At 70.3% G+C, this 16,526-nt stretch carries 16 protein-coding genes and 5 tRNA genes; 5 read left to right on the forward strand and 16 right to left on the reverse strand.

Annotated features, from left to right (window positions below):
• The first annotated feature begins 100 nt into the window (after positions 1-100).
• Together K7B10_RS13250 and K7B10_RS13255 are read left to right on the forward strand one after the other, a co-directional pair.
• Positions 101-334: an Lrp/AsnC family transcriptional regulator gene (locus K7B10_RS13250; protein ID WP_030162831.1), complete on the forward strand. Its 234-nt coding sequence runs from the start codon at positions 101-103 to the stop codon at positions 332-334.
• A gap of 23 nt (positions 335-357) precedes the next feature.
• The gene (locus tag K7B10_RS13255) at positions 358-858 is read left to right on the forward strand and encodes a DUF3515 domain-containing protein (protein ID WP_229344995.1); all 501 of its coding nucleotides are present in this window, start codon (positions 358-360) and stop codon (positions 856-858) included.
• A gap of 83 nt (positions 859-941) precedes the next feature.
• On the opposite strand, the gene K7B10_RS13260 is transcribed toward K7B10_RS13255, so the two are convergent.
• The 3 genes from K7B10_RS13260 to K7B10_RS13270 are packed head-to-tail and all read right to left on the reverse strand — an operon-like array spanning position 942 to position 3,898.
• The gene (locus tag K7B10_RS13260; protein ID WP_229336277.1) at positions 942-2,099 is read right to left on the reverse strand and encodes a D-alanine--D-alanine ligase family protein; all 1,158 of its coding nucleotides are present in this window, start codon (positions 2,097-2,099) and stop codon (positions 942-944) included.
• Positions 2,100-2,138: 39 nt separating this feature from the next.
• Complete coding sequence (locus K7B10_RS13265) at positions 2,139-3,149, reverse strand: NAD(P)H-dependent glycerol-3-phosphate dehydrogenase (RefSeq protein ID WP_229336278.1); 1,011 nt, start codon at positions 3,147-3,149, stop codon at positions 2,139-2,141.
• The gene (locus K7B10_RS13270) at positions 3,146-3,898 is read right to left on the reverse strand and encodes a lysophospholipid acyltransferase family protein (RefSeq protein WP_229336279.1); all 753 of its coding nucleotides are present in this window, start codon (positions 3,896-3,898) and stop codon (positions 3,146-3,148) included. Before K7B10_RS13270 ends, K7B10_RS13265 begins: the two co-directional genes overlap by 4 nt.
• A gap of 242 nt (positions 3,899-4,140) precedes the next feature.
• Between K7B10_RS13270 and cofC the strand changes: the two genes are divergently transcribed.
• Positions 4,141-4,944 (forward strand): 2-phospho-L-lactate guanylyltransferase, encoded by an 804-nt coding sequence (gene cofC / locus K7B10_RS13275; protein WP_372481404.1) that lies wholly within the window; start codon positions 4,141-4,143, stop codon positions 4,942-4,944.
• 72 nt (positions 4,945-5,016) lie between these two features.
• Here the strand turns inward: cofC and K7B10_RS13280 are convergent, their stop codons facing one another.
• The 4 genes from K7B10_RS13280 to leuC form a co-directional block, all read right to left on the reverse strand.
• On the reverse strand, positions 5,017-5,685 hold the full coding sequence (locus tag K7B10_RS13280; RefSeq protein WP_229336280.1) for an HU family DNA-binding protein: 669 nt from the start codon (positions 5,683-5,685) through the stop codon (positions 5,017-5,019).
• A 144-nt stretch (positions 5,686-5,829) separates the two neighbouring features.
• On the reverse strand, positions 5,830-6,057 hold the full coding sequence (locus K7B10_RS13285) for an SCO5555 family protein (protein ID WP_045945905.1): 228 nt from the start codon (positions 6,055-6,057) through the stop codon (positions 5,830-5,832).
• Positions 6,058-6,194: 137 nt separating this feature from the next.
• Positions 6,195-6,788 carry a 3-isopropylmalate dehydratase small subunit gene (gene leuD / locus K7B10_RS13290; RefSeq protein WP_229336281.1) on the reverse strand — a complete coding sequence of 198 codons (594 nt, stop codon included), beginning with the start codon at positions 6,786-6,788 and terminating at the stop codon, positions 6,195-6,197.
• Between the two features lie 3 nt (positions 6,789-6,791).
• Complete coding sequence (gene leuC / locus K7B10_RS13295) at positions 6,792-8,216, reverse strand: 3-isopropylmalate dehydratase large subunit (RefSeq protein ID WP_229336282.1); 1,425 nt, start codon at positions 8,214-8,216, stop codon at positions 6,792-6,794.
• Positions 8,217-8,335: 119 nt separating this feature from the next.
• Here leuC and ndgR point away from each other — a divergent pair, with 119 nt between their 5' ends.
• On the forward strand, positions 8,336-9,052 hold the full coding sequence (gene ndgR, locus K7B10_RS13300; protein WP_037837458.1) for an IclR family transcriptional regulator NdgR: 717 nt from the start codon (positions 8,336-8,338) through the stop codon (positions 9,050-9,052).
• Between the two features lie 174 nt (positions 9,053-9,226).
• Here the strand turns inward: ndgR and K7B10_RS13305 are convergent.
• The 9 genes from K7B10_RS13305 to K7B10_RS13345 all read right to left on the reverse strand — a co-directional run bounded on the left by K7B10_RS13305 (position 9,227) and on the right by K7B10_RS13345 (position 13,253).
• Positions 9,227-9,299: transfer RNA gene (locus K7B10_RS13305), tRNA-Glu, on the reverse strand.
• A 15-nt stretch (positions 9,300-9,314) separates the two neighbouring features.
• A tRNA-Gln gene (locus tag K7B10_RS13310) sits at positions 9,315-9,386 on the reverse strand.
• Between the two features lie 21 nt (positions 9,387-9,407).
• Positions 9,408-9,480, reverse strand: a tRNA-Glu gene (locus K7B10_RS13315).
• A 63-nt stretch (positions 9,481-9,543) separates the two neighbouring features.
• Positions 9,544-9,616: transfer RNA gene (locus K7B10_RS13320), tRNA-Glu, on the reverse strand.
• 27 nt (positions 9,617-9,643) lie between these two features.
• Positions 9,644-9,715: transfer RNA gene (locus K7B10_RS13325), tRNA-Gln, on the reverse strand.
• 86 nt (positions 9,716-9,801) lie between these two features.
• Positions 9,802-10,530, reverse strand: coding sequence for an HAD family hydrolase (locus K7B10_RS13330; RefSeq protein WP_229336283.1), 729 nt, complete (start codon positions 10,528-10,530; stop codon positions 9,802-9,804).
• Between the two features lie 167 nt (positions 10,531-10,697).
• Positions 10,698-12,173 carry a glutamate--tRNA ligase gene (gene gltX, locus K7B10_RS13335; RefSeq protein ID WP_229336284.1) on the reverse strand — a complete coding sequence of 492 codons (1,476 nt, stop codon included), beginning with the start codon at positions 12,171-12,173 and terminating at the stop codon, positions 10,698-10,700.
• Entirely contained in the window at positions 12,166-12,972 is an 807-nt protein-coding gene (locus K7B10_RS13340; RefSeq protein ID WP_229336285.1) for a fumarylacetoacetate hydrolase family protein, read from the reverse strand. The genes gltX and K7B10_RS13340 overlap by 8 nt, the downstream gene beginning before the upstream one ends.
• 98 nt (positions 12,973-13,070) lie before the next feature.
• Positions 13,071-13,253 carry a hypothetical protein gene (locus K7B10_RS13345; RefSeq protein WP_030162856.1) on the reverse strand — a complete coding sequence of 61 codons (183 nt, stop codon included), beginning with the start codon at positions 13,251-13,253 and terminating at the stop codon, positions 13,071-13,073.
• A 565-nt stretch (positions 13,254-13,818) separates the two neighbouring features.
• Here K7B10_RS13345 and K7B10_RS13350 point away from each other — a divergent pair.
• On the forward strand, positions 13,819-16,526 hold a 2,708-nt coding region (locus tag K7B10_RS13350), incomplete at its 3' end, for a sensor histidine kinase (RefSeq protein ID WP_229336286.1).

The raw sequence follows: 16,526 nt of genomic DNA on the forward strand, positions 1-16,526 counted from the left end.
ACGCGGTACCGTGGCGTCCCTTCTTCCCCGGGCCCACCCGAATCCCTGGGCCCACCCGAAGGTTAGGGGAATCGATCCTCGTGGCCGCCCTGGAGGTTCCGTGGTACAGGCGTACATCCTTATCCAGACCGAGGTGGGCAAGGCGTCGTTCGTCGCCGAGTCCATCAGCCAGATCCCGGGGGTGATCCAGGCCGAGGACGTGACGGGCCCGTACGACGTGATCGTGCGCGCCCAGGCGGACACCGTCGACGAACTCGGCCGCATGGTCGTCGCCAAGGTGCAGCAGGTGGAGGGCATCACCCGCACCCTGACCTGCCCGGTGGTCCATCTGTAGCCCCCGTCTACTCTTGGCCGGTGATGACCTTCCACCGCCGGCCCGTGCGTCTGCCCGCCCTGCCCGTACTGGCCGCGGTACTGGCCCTCGCGGGCTGTGCCCCGGGTGATTCCGAAGCCCGGGTGGACCCGCCGCCCACGCCGCCCGCCGACGTCGCGGGGTTCTGTGCAGCACTGCACAAGGAACTCCCGGAGACGGTGGCCGGCCTGGCGCGGGGCGAGGCAGCGCCGGAGTCGGATCTGACCGCCGCGTGGGGCGGCTCGGCGATCGTACTGCGGTGCGGTATCCCCAAACCCCCCGAGATGGCGGATCTGAAGCAGGAGGGCGTCGAGGTGAACGGCGTCCGGTGGCTGGCGCTGAAGGTCCCCGACAGCGCCGGCGGGGGCTTCCGGTTCATCACCGGGATGCGGCTCGCGTACACCGAGGTCCGGGTCGACAAGGAGCATGCCACGGATGCGGGGATGCTGGTCGGGCTGTCCACCGTGGTGGCCAGGACCGTCCCCGAGGGCATCTCCTCGTACTGACGCCGGCCGGACACCCCTCGCACACCGACCGCCCGCCGGGAATCCCGGCGGGCGGTCGGCATGTACGGCGCCTTCGGCTGCTGCTAGCGCAGGCCGGTGGAGCGGCTCAGGGCCGCCTGGATCAGGCGGTCCACCAGCTCCGGGTACTCGACGCCCGACTCCTGCCACATCCGCGGGTACATGGAGATCGGGGTGAAGCCCGGCATCGTGTTGATCTCGTTGATGACGAACGTGCCGTCCTCCGTGAGGAAGAAGTCGGCGCGCACCAGGCCCTCGCAGGACGCGGCGTCGAAGGCCTCGATCGCGAGCCGCTGCACCTCGGCGGTCTGCTCCGGGGTGAGCGGGGCGGGCACCAGCCCGGAGGCGGAGTCGATGTACTTCGCCTCGAAGTCATAGAAGTCGTGGCTGGAGACCGGAGGGATCTCGGCGGGCACGCTCGCGCGCGGCCCGTCCTCGAACTCCAGCACCCCGCACTCGATCTCGCGGCCGCGCAGCAGCGCCTCCACGATGATCTTCGGGTCGTGGCGCTGGGCCTCGCGGACCGCCGCGTCCAGGCCGGAGACGTCGTCGACCTTGGTGATGCCGATGGAGGAGCCGGCCCGGGCGGGCTTGATGAAGAGCGGCCAGCCGTGCTCGCCGGCGAAGTCCAGGATCCGCGCCGTCGCGGCGTCCCGGTCGGCGTCCCACTCGCGGGGCCGGATGGTCACGTACGGGCCGACGGGGAGGCCGAAGGAGGTGAAGACCCGCTTCATGTACTCCTTGTCCTGGCCGACGGCCGAGGCGAGGACGCCCGAGCCGACGTACGGGATGCCGGAGAGCTCCAGGAGGCCCTGCAGGGTGCCGTCCTCGCCGTAAGGGCCGTGCAGCATCGGGAAGACGACGTCGACCTCGCCCAGCGCCTTGGGGACGGCGCCCGGCTCGGTGTAGACGACCTCGCGGTTGGCCGGGTCGACGGAGAGCACGACGGCGCCGTCCTCGGAGTCCGCGAGCTCCTCGACGCTCGGGAGCTTGCGGTCGGCGATGGCCATCCGCGCGGGCTCGTCGGCGGTCAGCGCCCACCGGCCGTCCGTGGTGATGCCGATGGGCAGCACCTCGTACTTGGACCGGTCGATGGAGCGCAGCACGGCGCCCGCGGTGACGACCGAGATGGCGTGTTCCGAGCTGCGGCCGCCGAACACGACGGCCACGCGGGGCTTGCGGCCCTGCTGCTCAGGGGTCTGGGGGAGGTTCTCGCTGCTCATATCGCCACGACGATACCCGGTCGGGCGTCCGGAAAGGAGTCAGCGGCGTTCCGGTTTGGCGCTGCGCCCCATCAGTTCCTTCAGTGCGACCAGCGGCGGCTTGCCGTGGTGGACGATGTCGACGACGGTGTCGGTGATCGGCATGTCCACCCCGTGGCGGCGGGCCAGATCGGCCACCGACTGGCAGGACTTGACGCCTTCGGCGGTCTGCTTGGTGACCGCGATGGTCTCCTCCAGCGTCATTCCGCGGCCGAGGTTGGTGCCGAAGGTGTGGTTGCGGGAGAGCGGCGAGGAGCAGGTGGCGACGAGGTCGCCGAGGCCCGCCAGGCCGGAGAAGGTGAGCGGGTCGGCGCCCATCGCCACGCCCAGCCGGGTCGCTTCGGCCAGGCCGCGGGTGATGAGGGAGCCCTTGGTGTTGTCGCCCAGGCCCATGCCGTCCGCGATGCCGACGGCGAGGCCGATGACGTTCTTGACGGCGCCGCCCAGCTCGCAGCCGATGACGTCGGTGCTCGTGTACGGGCGGAAGTACGGGGTGTGGCAGGCGGCCTGGAGGCGCTGCGCGACGGCCTCGTCGGAGCAGGCGACCACGGCGGCGGCGGGCTGCCGGGCGGCGATCTCACGGGCCAGGTTGGGGCCGGTGACGACGGCGACGCGCTCGGCGGGGACCTTGGCCACCTCTTCGATGACCTCGCTCATGCGCTTGGCGCTGCCGAGTTCGATCCCCTTCATGAGGGAGACGAGCACGGCGTCGGCGGGCAGGAGCGGGGCCCATTCGGCGAGGTTGCCGCGCAGGGTCTGGGAGGGGATGGCGAGGACCGCGAAGTCGGCGCCGGCCGCGGCCTCGGCCGGGTCGGTGGTGGCGCGCATGTTCGCGGGGAGTTCGACGTCCGGGAAGTAGTCCGGGTTGGTCCGGCCGGTGTTGATGGCGTCGACGACCTCGCTGCGGCGGCCCCACAGGGTCACCTCGCAGCCTGCGTCGGCGAGCACCATGCCGAAGGCCGTGCCCCAGGAGCCGGTTCCGAAGACGGCCGCCTTCACGGGACGTGTCACTTCTGGTCCTCCCCCGCGGCCTTGCGCCGCTGTTCCAGCCTGGCCTTGCGATGGTCGTACGGCTGCTCGGGCGCCTTCTCGCCGCGCAGCTCCTCCAGCAGCTCCGTGATGGCCGCCATGATGGTCTCGGTGACCTCCTTGAGCACGTCCGGGGTGGGCTCCCGGTCGTAGAACTCGGAGAGGTCCACGGGGGGTCCGGCCAGCACCCGGAGGGTCTTGCGCGGGAACAGCCGGACCTTGTTCTCCTTGGCGTACGGCGGCATGGCGAGGTTCGCGCCCCACTGGGCCACCGGGATGACGGGCGCCTTGGTCATCAGCGCCACCCGCGCCGCGCCGGTCTTGCCGGCCATCGGCCACATGTCCGGATCGCGGGTGAGGGTGCCCTCCGGATAAAAGGCCACGCATTCGCCGCGCTCGATCGCGTCCACGGCTGCCCGGAATGCGTCGAGGGCGTTGGTGGTCTCGCGGTAGACGGGGATCTGGCCGGAGCCGCGCAGGATCGCGCCGACAATGGGGACCCTGAAGAGGGCCGCCTTCGCGAGCAATCGGGGCACCCGGCCGGTGTTGTACTGGAAGTGCGCGTAGGAGAGCGGGTCCAGATACGAGTTGTGATTGACGGCCGTGATAAACCCGCCGTCGGCCGGAATGTGATCCATTCCCCGCCAGTCCCGCTTGAAGAGCACCACCAGCGGCGGTTTTGCGATGACCGCTGCCAGGCGGTACCAGAAGCCGATTCTGCGGCGGGACACTCGTGCACCTTCCTCTAGGACCGGTGCGCGGCTTGGGCACCCCTGGGCGGACAAGTGTGGCCTCAGGTCCGGTCTCTGTCGAGAACACCGTACGCCTCGCCCGGAGCACCGGACCTCCGGGTCGACCGGGCAGCGGCGACAATGGGCCGACGCATGACCTGGCCGTGACCCGGTCATGGTCCACGCATGGACGGACGCGCACCGGAGGGAAGGGGGCCGCCACGAACGCGGTCTGGAGTCTGGTGGTCCCGCTGAAGCCCCTGGCGGCGGCCAAGAGCCGTCTGGCGTCGGCCGTGGGCGCGTCCCGCGCCGGGCTCGCGCTGGCGTTCGCCCAGGACACCGTGGCGGCGGCGCTGGCCTGCGCGGCGGTCGCGGATGTGGTGGTCGTCACGGACGACGCGGAGGCCGGAAAGGAACTGGCGCGGCTGGGGGCGCGGATCGTGCCGGACGCCCCGGCCGCCGGGCTCAACGCGGCACTGGCCCACGGAGCGCGGGAGATGCGCCGGGCCCGGCCCGGGGCGGCGGTGGCCGCGCTGAACGCGGATCTTCCCGCGCTGCGGCCGCCGGAATTGCTACGCGTGCTCGAAGCCGCATCCGTATTTCCGCGGGCATTTCTGGCGGACGCCGCGGGAATCGGCACGACCCTGCTTTCCGCTGCGCCGGACGTGGAATTGGCACCCTCGTTCGGGGGCCCTTCACGCGCTCGGCATTCGGCCTCGGGAGCTGCGGAAATAGCTCTCGCGGACGTCGAGAGCGTACGCCGGGACGTGGACACGGGAGCGGATCTGCGGACGGCCCTCGCCCTCGGTGTGGGCCGTCACACGGCCCGATACAGTGCCCGTATGCAGGCGACCGCGTACACGTACGACTCCCAGACCCGCAGCGGCAGTGTGCTGCTGGACGACGGCACCCCGGTGCCCTTCGAGGCCCCGGCCTTCGACGCGGGCGGCCTGAGGCTGCTGCGGCCCGGGCAGCGGGTCCGGATCGAGACGGACGGCGAGGGGCCGGCCCTGCGGATCACGCTGGTCACCCTGCAAACCTTCTGACCTGCACGAACAGCACCGCGGGCCGGCTTCCCCAGGAGGGGGAAGCCGGCCCGGCGTGTGTGACTCGTGGCCTTACTTCTTGCGGGCCGTGGTCTTCTTCGCGGTGGTCTTGCGCGCCGTCGTCTTCTTGGCGGGCGCCGTGGTCTTCGCGGTGGCCTTCTTGGCCGCCGGAGCCGTCTTCTTGGCGGTGGCGGTGGTCTTCTTCGCCGTCGTCGCGGCCTTCTTGGCCGTGGCGGTGGTCTTCTTCGCCGTCGCCGTGGTCTTCTTCGCGGCGGTCTTGGCGACCACCTTCTTCGCGACGGCCTTCTTCGCGGTGGTCTTCTTGGCGACCGCGGTCTTCGCCGCCGCCTTCTTGGCGGTGGTGGCCTTCTTGGCCGCGGCCTTCTTGACCGTCGCGGAAGCTCCGCCGGAAAGGCTGCCCTTGGGCGCCTTCTTCACCGACACCTCGCCGCCCTTGGGCAGCTTCTTGGTGCCCGCGACCAGGTCCTTGAAGCCCTGGCCCGCGCGGAAGCGGGGAACAGAGGTCTTCTTGACCCGGACGCGCTCACCCGTCTGCGGGTTGCGGGCGTAGCGGGCCGGGCGGTCGACCTTCTCGAACGAGCCGAAGCCCGTGACCGAGACCCGGTCGCCCGCGACCACAGCGCGGACCATCGCGTCCAGTACCGCGTCGACAGCGTCCGCGGCCTGCTGGCGGCCGCCCAGCTTGTCGGCAATCGCTTCTACGAGCTGCGCCTTGTTCACGTCTTCCCCTTCGGAGACTTCGCCAGAACGAATGTGTTCAAGCTTATTTCGCACGTTAGGCGGATATATACCGCAAATCAAACACGAAACGGGCTAATCACCCTAGTGCCGCAACGGTGTAGGTCGTTACGGAGTTCCTTCGCATCAGTCGCCTTCAGGGAATCGACCCTCGTCGAGGTCCTTCATCAACCTGTCCAGGCGCCTTGCCGCATCGGCGAGATCGTGCTTCGCCGCGGCCGTGACGACCAACAGCTTCCGGGACAGCGCCATCCTTACGCCCTCCGGGACTTGCAGTGTGCGCACCCTTGCGTGTGCTTCTTTCAGCCGGTCCGCGACGAGTTCGTAGAGCTCAAGTTGACTGTCGCGTTCCATGCACAGATTGTGCCATCTGGGGCGAGTTGTCGCCTCACGGGGCCTCAACACACGGCTGTGCCCCCCGCCGGAAGGCGGGGGGCACAGTGTTGTCGATGTGATCACCCGAAGGTGAATAAGCGCTGATCAGGCTGGAATCAGACCCTAATCGTGCGCGGCTTGAAGCTCGGTCGGGCGCTTTCGTACGTGTCGATGTCCGCTTCGTTCTGAAGGGTGAGCGAGATGTCGTCCAGGCCCTCCAGCAGACGCCAGCGGGCGTTGTCGTCGAGTTCGAACTCCGCCTCGATTCCCGCCGCGCGGACCTGGCGGTCGACCAGGTCGACCGTCACCTCGGCGGTCGGGTCGGCCTCGGTCAGCTCCCACAGCCGGTCCACGGTCTCCTGCGGCAGGACCACCGTCAGCAGACCGTTCTTCAGCGAGTTGCCGCGGAAGATGTCGGCGAAGCGGGAGGAGATGACCGTCTTGAACCCGAAGTTCTGCAGGGCCCAGACGGCGTGCTCCCGGGAGGAGCCGGTGCCGAAGTCGGGACCGGCGATCAGCACGGTCGCGCCCTGGCGCTCGGGGCGGTTCGTGACGAACTCGGGGTCCTTGCGCCAGGCCTCGAAGAGCCCGTCCTCGAACCCGTCGCGGGTGATCTTCTTCAGCCAGTGGGCCGGGATGATCTGGTCGGTGTCGACGTTGGAGCGGCGCAGCGGGACGGCCCGGCCGGTGTGGGTGGTGAAGGCTTCCATGGTTCAGACTCCGGCGGTCGCGGTGGCGTCGGACAGGTCGGCGGGCGAGGCCAGGTGGCCCAGCACCGCGGTGGCGGCGGCCACCTGCGGGGAGACCAGGTGGGTCCGCCCGCCCTTGCCCTGCCGGCCCTCGAAGTTGCGGTTGGAGGTGGACGCGGAGCGCTCACCGGGGGCCAGTTGGTCGGGGTTCATGCCCAGGCACATCGAGCAGCCCGCGTGCCGCCATTCGGCGCCGGCCTCCTTGAAGACCTTGTCCAGGCCCTCCTCCACGGCCTGCAGGGCGACCCGGACGGAGCCCGGGACGACCAGCATCCGTACGCCGTCGGCGACTTTGCGGCCCTCGACGATGGAGGCGACGGCGCGCAGGTCCTCGATGCGGCCGTTGGTGCACGAACCTACGAAGACGGTGTCGACCTTGATCTCGCGCAGCGGCTGCCCGGCCGTCAACCCCATGTACTCCAGGGCCTTTTCGGCGGCGTGGCGCTCCGAAGCGTCCTCGTACGAAGCAGGGTCGGGGACGTTGGCCGACAGGGGCGCGCCCTGGCCCGGGTTGGTGCCCCAGGTGACGAACGGCGACAGGGTGGTGCCGTCGATGACGACCTCGGCGTCGAAGACCGCGTCCTCGTCGGTGCGCAGGGTCTGCCAGTACGCGACCGCCGCGTCCCAGTCCGCGCCCTCGGGGGCGTGGTCGCGGCCCTTCAGGTAGTCGAAGGTGGTCTGGTCGGGGGCGATCATGCCCGCGCGGGCGCCGGCCTCGATCGACATGTTGCAGATGGTCATGCGCGCTTCCATCGAGAGCTTCTCGACGGCCTCGCCGCGGTATTCCAGGATGTAGCCCTGGCCGCCGCCGGTGCCGATCTTCGCGATGATCGCCAGGATCAGGTCCTTGGCGGTGACGCCCTCGGCCAGCTCGCCGGTGACGGTGATCGCCATCGTCTTCGGGCGGGCCAGCGGCAGCGTCTGGGTGGCCAGCACGTGCTCGACCTGGCTGGTGCCGATGCCGAAGGCCAGCGCGCCGAAGGCGCCGTGCGTGGAGGTGTGCGAGTCGCCGCAGACCACGGTGGTGCCCGGCTGGGTCAGGCCCAGCTGCGGTCCCACCACGTGGACGACGCCCTGCTCGACATCGCCCAGGGAGTGCAGGCGCACGCCGAACTCGGCGCAGTTCGCCCGCAGCGTCTCCAGCTGGGCCCGGGAGACCGGGTCCGCGATCGGCTTGTCGATGTCCAGGGTGGGGGTGTTGTGGTCCTCGGTGGCGATGGTGAGGTCGAGCCGCCGGACCTTGCGGCCTGCCTGCCTCAGGCCCTCGAAGGCCTGGGGGCTGGTCACCTCGTGCAGCAGGTGCAGATCAATGAAGAGGAGGTCGGGCTCGCCCTCGGCTCGCCGGACGACGTGGTCGTCCCAGACCTTCTCCGCGAGTGTCCTACCCATCGCTTTCCCTCCGGCTCACCGTCCCGGATCCAGTGGTTCGTGGACCCGTACATACAGACTCGCTGGTTCTTGGAAAAATTGAACTTGCGTTTCACAGTGTGAGACGCGAATATCGTTTCATGGACAACTCTAGCGGCGTCGGCGTTCTCGACAAGGCAGCTCTGGTATTGAGCGCACTGGAGTCCGGTCCGGCCACCCTCGCCGGGCTGGTCGCGGCGACAGGGCTCGCACGACCCACGGCACATCGCCTGGCCGTGGCACTGGAACACCACCGGATGGTGGCGAGGGACATGCAGGGCCGGTTCATCCTCGGACCGCGGCTGGCGGAGCTCGCCGCCGCGGCCGGCGAGGACCGCCTGCTGGCCACGGCGGGACCGGTACTCACCCACCTCCGTGACGTGACGGGCGAGAGCGCGCAGCTCTACCGCCGTCAGGGAGACATGCGCATCTGCGTGGCGGCCGCCGAGCGGCTGTCGGGTCTGCGGGACACCGTCCCGGTGGGCTCGACGCTCCCGATGAAGGCGGGCTCGGCCGCGCAGATCCTGATGGCCTGGGAGGAGCCCGAGCGGCTCCACCGCGGGCTGCAGGGCGCGCGCTTCACGGCGACGGCCCTGTCGGGCGTACGGCGCCGCGGCTGGGCGCAGTCGATCGGCGAGCGGGAGCCCGGCGTGGCGTCCGTCTCCGCTCCGGTGCGCGGGCCGTCGAACCGCGTGGTGGCCGCCGTGTCGGTCTCCGGGCCGATCGAGCGCCTGACCCGCCACCCGGGCCGGATGCACGCCCAGGCCGTCATCGACGCGGCCGCCCGCCTGTCGGAGGCCCTGCGCCGCTCCGGCTGACGCCCTCCCGGCCGCAGGCCACTCCCCCGTCCCCCGGGCCCGGGGGCGCGTACGACGCCGCACACGTCCGAACACGCGCCTCCGGGCCCGCACTTGTGCGGGCCCGGCGCCGGAGTGTGTACGGGAACAGCGAAGAGGCCCTCCGCGATGAACGCGGAGGGCCTCTTCGGTGCGTACCCCCGACCGGATTCGAACCGGCGCTACCGCCTTGAGAGGGCGGCGTGCTAGGCCGCTACACAACGGGGGCTTGCTCTGTACTGCGCTGGGCTACCAGGACTCGAACCTAGAACAAAGGAACCAGAAACCTTCGTGTTGCCAATTACACCATAGCCCAATGTGGTCTATACCAGACCAGTACCCCCGACCGGATTCGAACCGGCGCTACCGCCTTGAGAGGGCGGCGTGCTAGGCCGCTACACAACGGGGGCCCTAGCGATCCTGCATCAAGACGTCCGGGAGCTACCCAATGGAGATCTTGCGGGAAGGATCTGTACCCCCGACCGGATTCGAACCGGCGCTACCGCCTTGAGAGGGCGGCGTGCTAGGCCGCTACACAACGGGGGCAAAGCACTGCGTTACTGCTGCACTGCGCTGGGGTACCAGGACTCGAACCTAGAATAAGGGAACCAGAAACCCTCGTGTTGCCAATTACACTATACCCCACCAAAAGTCAACCCCCTGGGGGGCTTTTCTTTCGAGTGGCGCCTCCGTCCGGCCTTTCGGCCCGCTCCGGCGGCGCAGAAAGAACATTACCGGATGCCTGACCGTGCTCCAAAACGGGTATCCGAGGCCAGCAGCTCCGGGAGCCGGGCGAGGCCGTCGATCCGGTGCACGCCGTCGGGGCCCGGCCCGCGCGCGCCGTCCCGGTCGAGCCAGACCGCGGTCAGCCCGGCGTCCCGGGCCCCGCGCGCGTCGATCTCCGGCTGGTCCCCCACGTACGCGACATCGCCCGGCGGCAGTCCGAGGGCCTCGCAGGCGGCGAGGAAGGCCCGCGCCTCGGGCTTGCTGACGCCCAGTTCCGCGGCGCAGACCAGCACCTCGAAGCGCTCGCGCAGGCCGAGACGGCGCAGCTTCGGGTCCTGGTTGGCCTCGGAGGAGTTGGAGAGCACCCCGTGCCGGTAGCGGCCCGCGAGGGCGTCCAGTACGGGCACGACGTCGGGGAAAAGCGTCCAGGCGGCCTTGTAGTGCTCGACGTACCGGTCGAACCAGCCATCGGCCCCGGCGGAGCTCATTCCGGGCTCGCCGAGGAAGTCCCGTACGCGGTCCCGGCGCTGCTCCTGGAAGTCCACCTCTCCGGCGGCGAAGCGGTCCCAGTGGCGGGTCGTGATCTCGCGCCACAGCGCGAGCGCCTGCGCGGGGGACCCGTAGCGCTGCGCGATGCCCTCCTCGGCGAGCCGGCGCGCGAGGCCGGCGCTGTCCGCCCCGGTGTAGTCGAACAGGGTGTCGTCGATGTCCCACAGCACGGCGCGGATCGGCATGCCTCCGACGCTACGACATCGCCGGGCGCCACCTGAAGGGTTTGCCCAAGTCCGCGGCCCCGGCACCGGGCGCCCGCGGAAGTCCGCGGGCGCCCGGACGACGCGTCGGGGGGCGGCCGCCGGGATGTCCGGCTGCCGCCCCCCGGGGGCCTGCGTACGGGCTGCGCCTACGCGGCGAGCTTCGCCAGGGCCGCGTCGATGCGGGACAGCGAGCGCTCCTTGCCCAGGATCTGGAGGGACTCGAAGAGCGGCAGGCCGACCGTGCGGCCGGTGACCGCCACGCGGACCGGGGCCTGCGCCTTGCCGAGCTTGAGGCCGTGGGCCTCGCCGGCGGTCAGGACGGCCTGCTTGAGGGACTCGGGGTCGCTCCAGTCGGCGGCGTCCAGGTTGGCGCGGGCGGTGGTCAGGAGGGCCGCGGGCTCGCCCTTCATCGCCTTGTCCCACGACGGCTGGTCCTCGACCGGCTCCTTCAGGAACAGGAAGTCGACGTTGGCCGTGATGTCGGACAGGACCGTCACGCGGGTCTGGGCGTACGGCGCGATGGCCGCCCAGGCCTCGGCGTCGAAGTCCTCGGGCTCCCAGTTGGCGTGCGGCGCCCGCAGCCACGGGGTGCAGGCGTCCGCGAAGGCCTTCGGGTCGAGGAGGCGGATGTGGTCGCCGTTGATCGACTCGGCCTTCTTGAGGTCGAAGCGCGCCGGGTTGGCGTTCACGCCGTCGATGTCGAACTTCGCCACCATCTCCTCGATCGAGAAGACGTCCTGGTCCTTGGAGAAGGACCAGCCGAGGAGCGAGAGGTAGTTCAGCAGGCCCTCGGGCAGGAAGCCGCGCTCGCGGTACAGGTTGAGCGAGGACTCGGGGTCGCGCTTGGAGAGCTTCTTGTTGCCCTCGCCCATCACGTACGGCAGGTGGCCGAAGCGCGGGACGTCCGTGGCGACGCCGATCTCGATCAGCGCCTTGTACAGCGCGATCTGGCGCGGGGTGGAGGACAGCAGGTCCTCGCCGCGGAGCACGTGCGTGATCTGCATCAGCGCGTCGTCGACCGGGTTGACGAGCGTGTAGAGCGGCGCGCCGTTGGCCCGCAGGATGCCGAAGTCCGGCACGTTCTCCGGGGTGAAGGTCAGCTCGCCGCGGACCAGGTCGGTGAAGGTGATCGGCTCGTCGGGCATCCGGAAGCGGACGATCGAGGGGCGGTGCTCGCCCTGGTACGCCTCCAGCTGCACCTGGGTGAGCTCGCGGCAGTGGCCGTCGTAGCCGGAGGGCTTGCCGGCGGCGCGGGCGGCGGCGCGGCGCGCGTCCAGCTCCTCGGTCGTGCAGTAGCAGTCGTACGCGTACCCGCCCTCGCGCAGGCGCTGGGCCACGTCCGCGTAGATGTCCATGCGCTCGGACTGGCGGTACGGGGCGTGCGGGCCGCCGACCTCGGGGCCCTCGTCCCAGGTGAAGCCGAGCCAGCGCAGCGAGTCGAGCAGCTGCTCGTACGACTCCTCGGAGTCGCGGGCCGCGTCGGTGTCCTCGATGCGGAAGACGAACGTACCGCCGTGGTGCCGGGCGAACGCCCAGTTGAACAGGGCGGTCCGGACCAGGCCCACGTGGGGGTTGCCGGTCGGGGAGGGACAGAAACGGACGCGGTAGTTCGCGTTAGCCACGCTTGATCACCTTGTTGGTGAGAGTGCCGATGCCTTCGATGGTGACGGCGACCTCGTCGCCGACGTTCAGGGGGCCGACTCCGGCCGGGGTCCCCGTGAGGATGACGTCGCCGGGGAGCAGCGTCATGGCCTCGGTGATGTGGACGATCAGGTCCTCGATGGAGCGGACCATGTCGCTGGTGCGGCCGAGCTGGCGCTGTTCGCCGTTGACGGTGCACTGGATGGTCAGGTCGCTCGGGTCGAGGTCGGTCTCGATCCAGGGGCCGAGGGGGCAGGAGCTGTCGAAGCCCTTGGCCCGGGCCCACTGCTTCTCGCGCTGCTGGACGTCGCGCGCGGTGACGTCGTTGGCACAGGTGTAGCCGAGGATCACGTCCTTGACGCGCTCCTTCGGGACCTCGCGGCACATGCGGCCGATGACCACGGCGAGCTCCGCCTCGTGGTGGAGGTCCTGCGAGAAGGAGGGGTACGTGATCGGGTCGCCCGGGCCGACCACCGAGGTGGAGGGCTTGAAGAAGGTGATGGGCGCCTCGGGACGGCCTTGATCGTCGAAGATGGCGTTGCCGAGCTCTGCCGCGTGCTCCGCGTAGTTGCGGCCGATGGCCACGACCTTGTTCGGGAGCACGGGCGGCAGCAGCCGGACCTTGTTCAGCGGGACCTTCGTGCCCGAGAGCTCGAAGTCCGCGAACGGAATGCCCTTGATGATGTCGAGGACGAGCTCACCCTCGGCGCCGGGGGCAGTGCTGCCCTCGACCGCGCCGAACGCGACATTGCCGTCGATGGAGAACCTGGCGATGCGCACGTGTTGCGTCTGCCCCTCTGTATTTCCGCCGGCTGGAGTCTGCGTGTCCAGGCTAACGCGGAGGGCAGCGGCGCTTCGCGCTCCTTTTCCCGAGTGGCCTACTGCGCGGCGGCGACCGGCGCGTCCATCAGGATCGTGCGGCGCGGGTTCGCGGTCTGGGCGGGCAGCTCGACGGCGTGCTCCGGAGCCTCGATCGCCTGCAGCTCTTCGGCGTCCTTGAGGTGCGCGAGGGTGGTGCGGCGGGGGTTGGCTATGTTGCGGAACATCATCGTCGTCTTCACGGTGTTTCGGGCCCTCGGCTCGTGTTGTGGGGTGGGGGTTGTCGGATCCTTCAACCCTGTAAAGGGCAAGGCTAAACATCCGATTCCCCGGCCCAACCGGGAAGTAATGGCCACGACTGTGTGAGTTTGCTCACCCGTGACCCGACAATACGGGCATAGCAGGCAGTCAATTTCGGGCGGCGAAACGGACATTGCGCCACTGAATCAGCCATTCCGCTCCTGATCATCTCGACTGGGACACCTTGCCAGCCACCGCGTTTGGTCGACGTAAGTCCGGTTCGCCCTGAAACGCGGCCCACACGGTGTGATGCTCCCACTGCGGAAAGTCACCACCACGCCAGGCCGACACGCGCACCTTGTTGGAGATCCGCCACTGTGCTGGAATTCGCGGGACCGCCGCGGGAACAGCCGGCGCGCAGGTGGCGCGACACAGCGCCGCGCGCGGCGGCAAGGAGAGGGAGACGCGCCGGTCACCGACGACCACCATGGGGCCGAAATGCCCCACGACTCGACACCGTCCCACCGGTCGCCCGGCGGGACGCCTGGTCCAGAGGTTGCGACGCTAGTGCAGGGACGATTCAAGAGGGATGGCAGCGCTGCGGCGGAGCAGGAGCCGCGCGGCGGGACCGACCGTGGCTCCTCGCCCCAGCACGCCCAGAACCGCGGGCCGGCTGCCGATGGCACAGGCCCCGACTCCTCCACCACGGTGAACGCGGTGAAGGCGAAGGCGCGCCTCAAGCCCCGGGGCAAGACGAAGAGCGAAGAGCCGGCCGACAAGGACGTGGCGATACCGAAGGCCCCCAGCGGGCCCGGTTCGCGATTCGCCATGCAGAACTGGCGCATCAGCACGCGACTCGTGTCGCTGCTGACCCTGCCGGTCGTCGCCGCCACCACGCTCGGTGGCTTCCGCATCAACGACTCGCTGAACGACATCAGCCAGCTGGAGCACATGCAGCTGCTCACGACGATGACCCGGCAGGCCACCAACCTGGCCGCCATGCTCCAGGAGGAGCGGGACAAGTCGGCGGGTCCGCTGTCGGTCGACCGGTCGGGCAAGCCCAACAGCCTCGTCGCGGGCGTACGCGATCAGACCGACGCCGCCGCGAAGGCCTTCCAGGCCGCGACCGACAAGGTCGACAGCGCGGAGGACAAGGACGAGACCCTCAAGTCGATCCGCAACAACATCCTGCAGATCGGCCGCCAGCTCACCGGCATCGAGGAAATCCGCAAGAAGGCGTACCAGAACGGCGCCCAGCAGACCGTCACCGAGTACAACGCGCTGATCGTCTCGCTGCTCTCGCTCTCCCAGGACATGGCGCAGGCCACCTCCAGCCCGGAGATGATCAAGCGTACGCGTGCCCTGGCGGCCTTCTCCTCCGCCAAGGAGTACGCCTCGATCCAGCGCGCCGTCATCGCCGCCTCGCTCCCCGAGAGCAGCGAGAAGCCGGGCACGCTCACCGAGAACGACCGTCTGTACGCCCTCTCCGCGCTCCGCGGCGAGAGCCAGGCGAAGAAGACCTTCGAACTCGTCTACCAGGGCAAGCCCGAGGAACTCCTCGCGGCGCTCGGCGACGGCAACACGGAGATCGGCACCGCCGACCACTACGCGCGCCGCGTCCTGAGCACCCAGGGGCAGTTCGGCAAGGAGAAGAACCGGTCCTGGATGGACTGGTACGACGCGGATGACACCAAGCTCCAGGCCATGAAGGTCATCGAGCTGACCCTGCTCGAGGACATGGAGCAGAAGGCCCGCGAGCTCAAGAACTCCTCGCAGCAGGACGCCATCATCAACGGTGCCCTGATCCTGCTCGTCCTCGGCGTGTCCCTCGTCGGCGCGTTCGTCATGGCGCGGTCGATGATCCGCTCGCTGCGCCGCCTGCAGGACACCGCGACCCGGGTCGCCCAGGACCGACTGCCCGAGCTCGTCAAGCAGCTGTCCGAGTCCGACCCGCAGGACGTGGACACGTCCGTGGAGTCGGTCGGTCTGCACACCCGCGACGAGATCGGCCAGGTGGCCGCGGCCTTCGACGACGTGCACCGCGAGGCCGTCCGCCTCGCCGCCGAGCAGGCCCTCCTCCGGGGCAACGTCAACGCGATGTTCACCAACCTCTCGCGCCGTTCGCAGGGCCTCATCCAGCGTCAGCTCTCGCTCATCTCCGAGCTGGAGTCGCGCGAGGCCGACCCGGACCAGCTGTCCTCGCTCTTCAAGCTCGACCACCTCGCGACCCGCATGCGCCGTAACGGCGAAAACCTCCTCGTCCTCGCGGGCGAGGAGCCGGGCCGCCGGTGGACCCGCCCCGTCCCGCTCGTCGACGTGCTCCGTGCCGCCGCGTCCGAGGTGGAGCAGTACGAGCGCATCGAACTGGCGTCGGTGCCCGGCACCGACGTCGCCGGCCGCGTCGTCAACGACCTCGTGCACCTCCTCGCCGAGCTGCTGGAGAACGCCACCTCGTTCTCCTCCCCGCAGACGAAGGTCAAGGTCACCGGTCACGCGCTGCCCGACGGGCGCGTGCTCGTCGAGATCCACGACACCGGCATCGGCCTCTCCCCCGAGGACCTCGCCGCGATCAACGAGCGGCTCGCGTCGCCGCCGACCGTGGACGTCTCCGTCTCCCGCCGCATGGGCCTGTTCGTGGTCGGCCGCCTGTCCCTGCGACACGGCATCCGCATCCAGCTGCGCCCGTCCGACTCGGGCGGTACGACGGCCCTCGTCATGCTGCCGGTGGACGTCGCCCAGGGCGGCAAGAAGCCGGGTCCGATGCCGGGCCAGGGTGGCCAGGGCGGTCCCGGCGGTGCAGGCTCCGGTGCTCCGCAGGGCATGCCGGGTGCTCCGGCGCAGGGTTCGGTCCCGGGCGGCGGCGCACGCCAGCCCGTCGGTGCCGGCCAGCAGCGCGGTCAGGTCTCCGGCGGCGCCCAGCGTGCCGCACTGCCGGGCCGCGACGGCGGTCCGGGCCAGCAGGGCCCGCAGGGCGGTCCCGGTACGCGTCCGCAGCAGGGCGGCCCGAGCGCCCGTCCGCAGGGCGGTCCGGGCATGACCGGCATGCCGGGTGCCCCGACCTCCCAGGGCCAGGGCGGCTTCGCCGACGGCGCCTTCGGCGGCGGTGCCCCGCTGCCGGGCCGCGGTCCGGCCGGTGCTCCCGCCTCCCGTCCGACTCCCCCGGCCCCCGGCCAGGGCGGGTTCCCGCAGGGCAACGGCTTCGAGCGTCCGCAGTCCCCGCAGCAGCAGCCCTCCCCGACGGGCCCGGTCCCCTCGGCCCCGGCACCCGCCGCCCC

This window comes from Streptomyces flavotricini, from assembly GCF_020639365.1.
GTDB classification, from domain to species: domain Bacteria; phylum Actinomycetota; class Actinomycetes; order Streptomycetales; family Streptomycetaceae; genus Streptomyces; species Streptomyces flavotricini.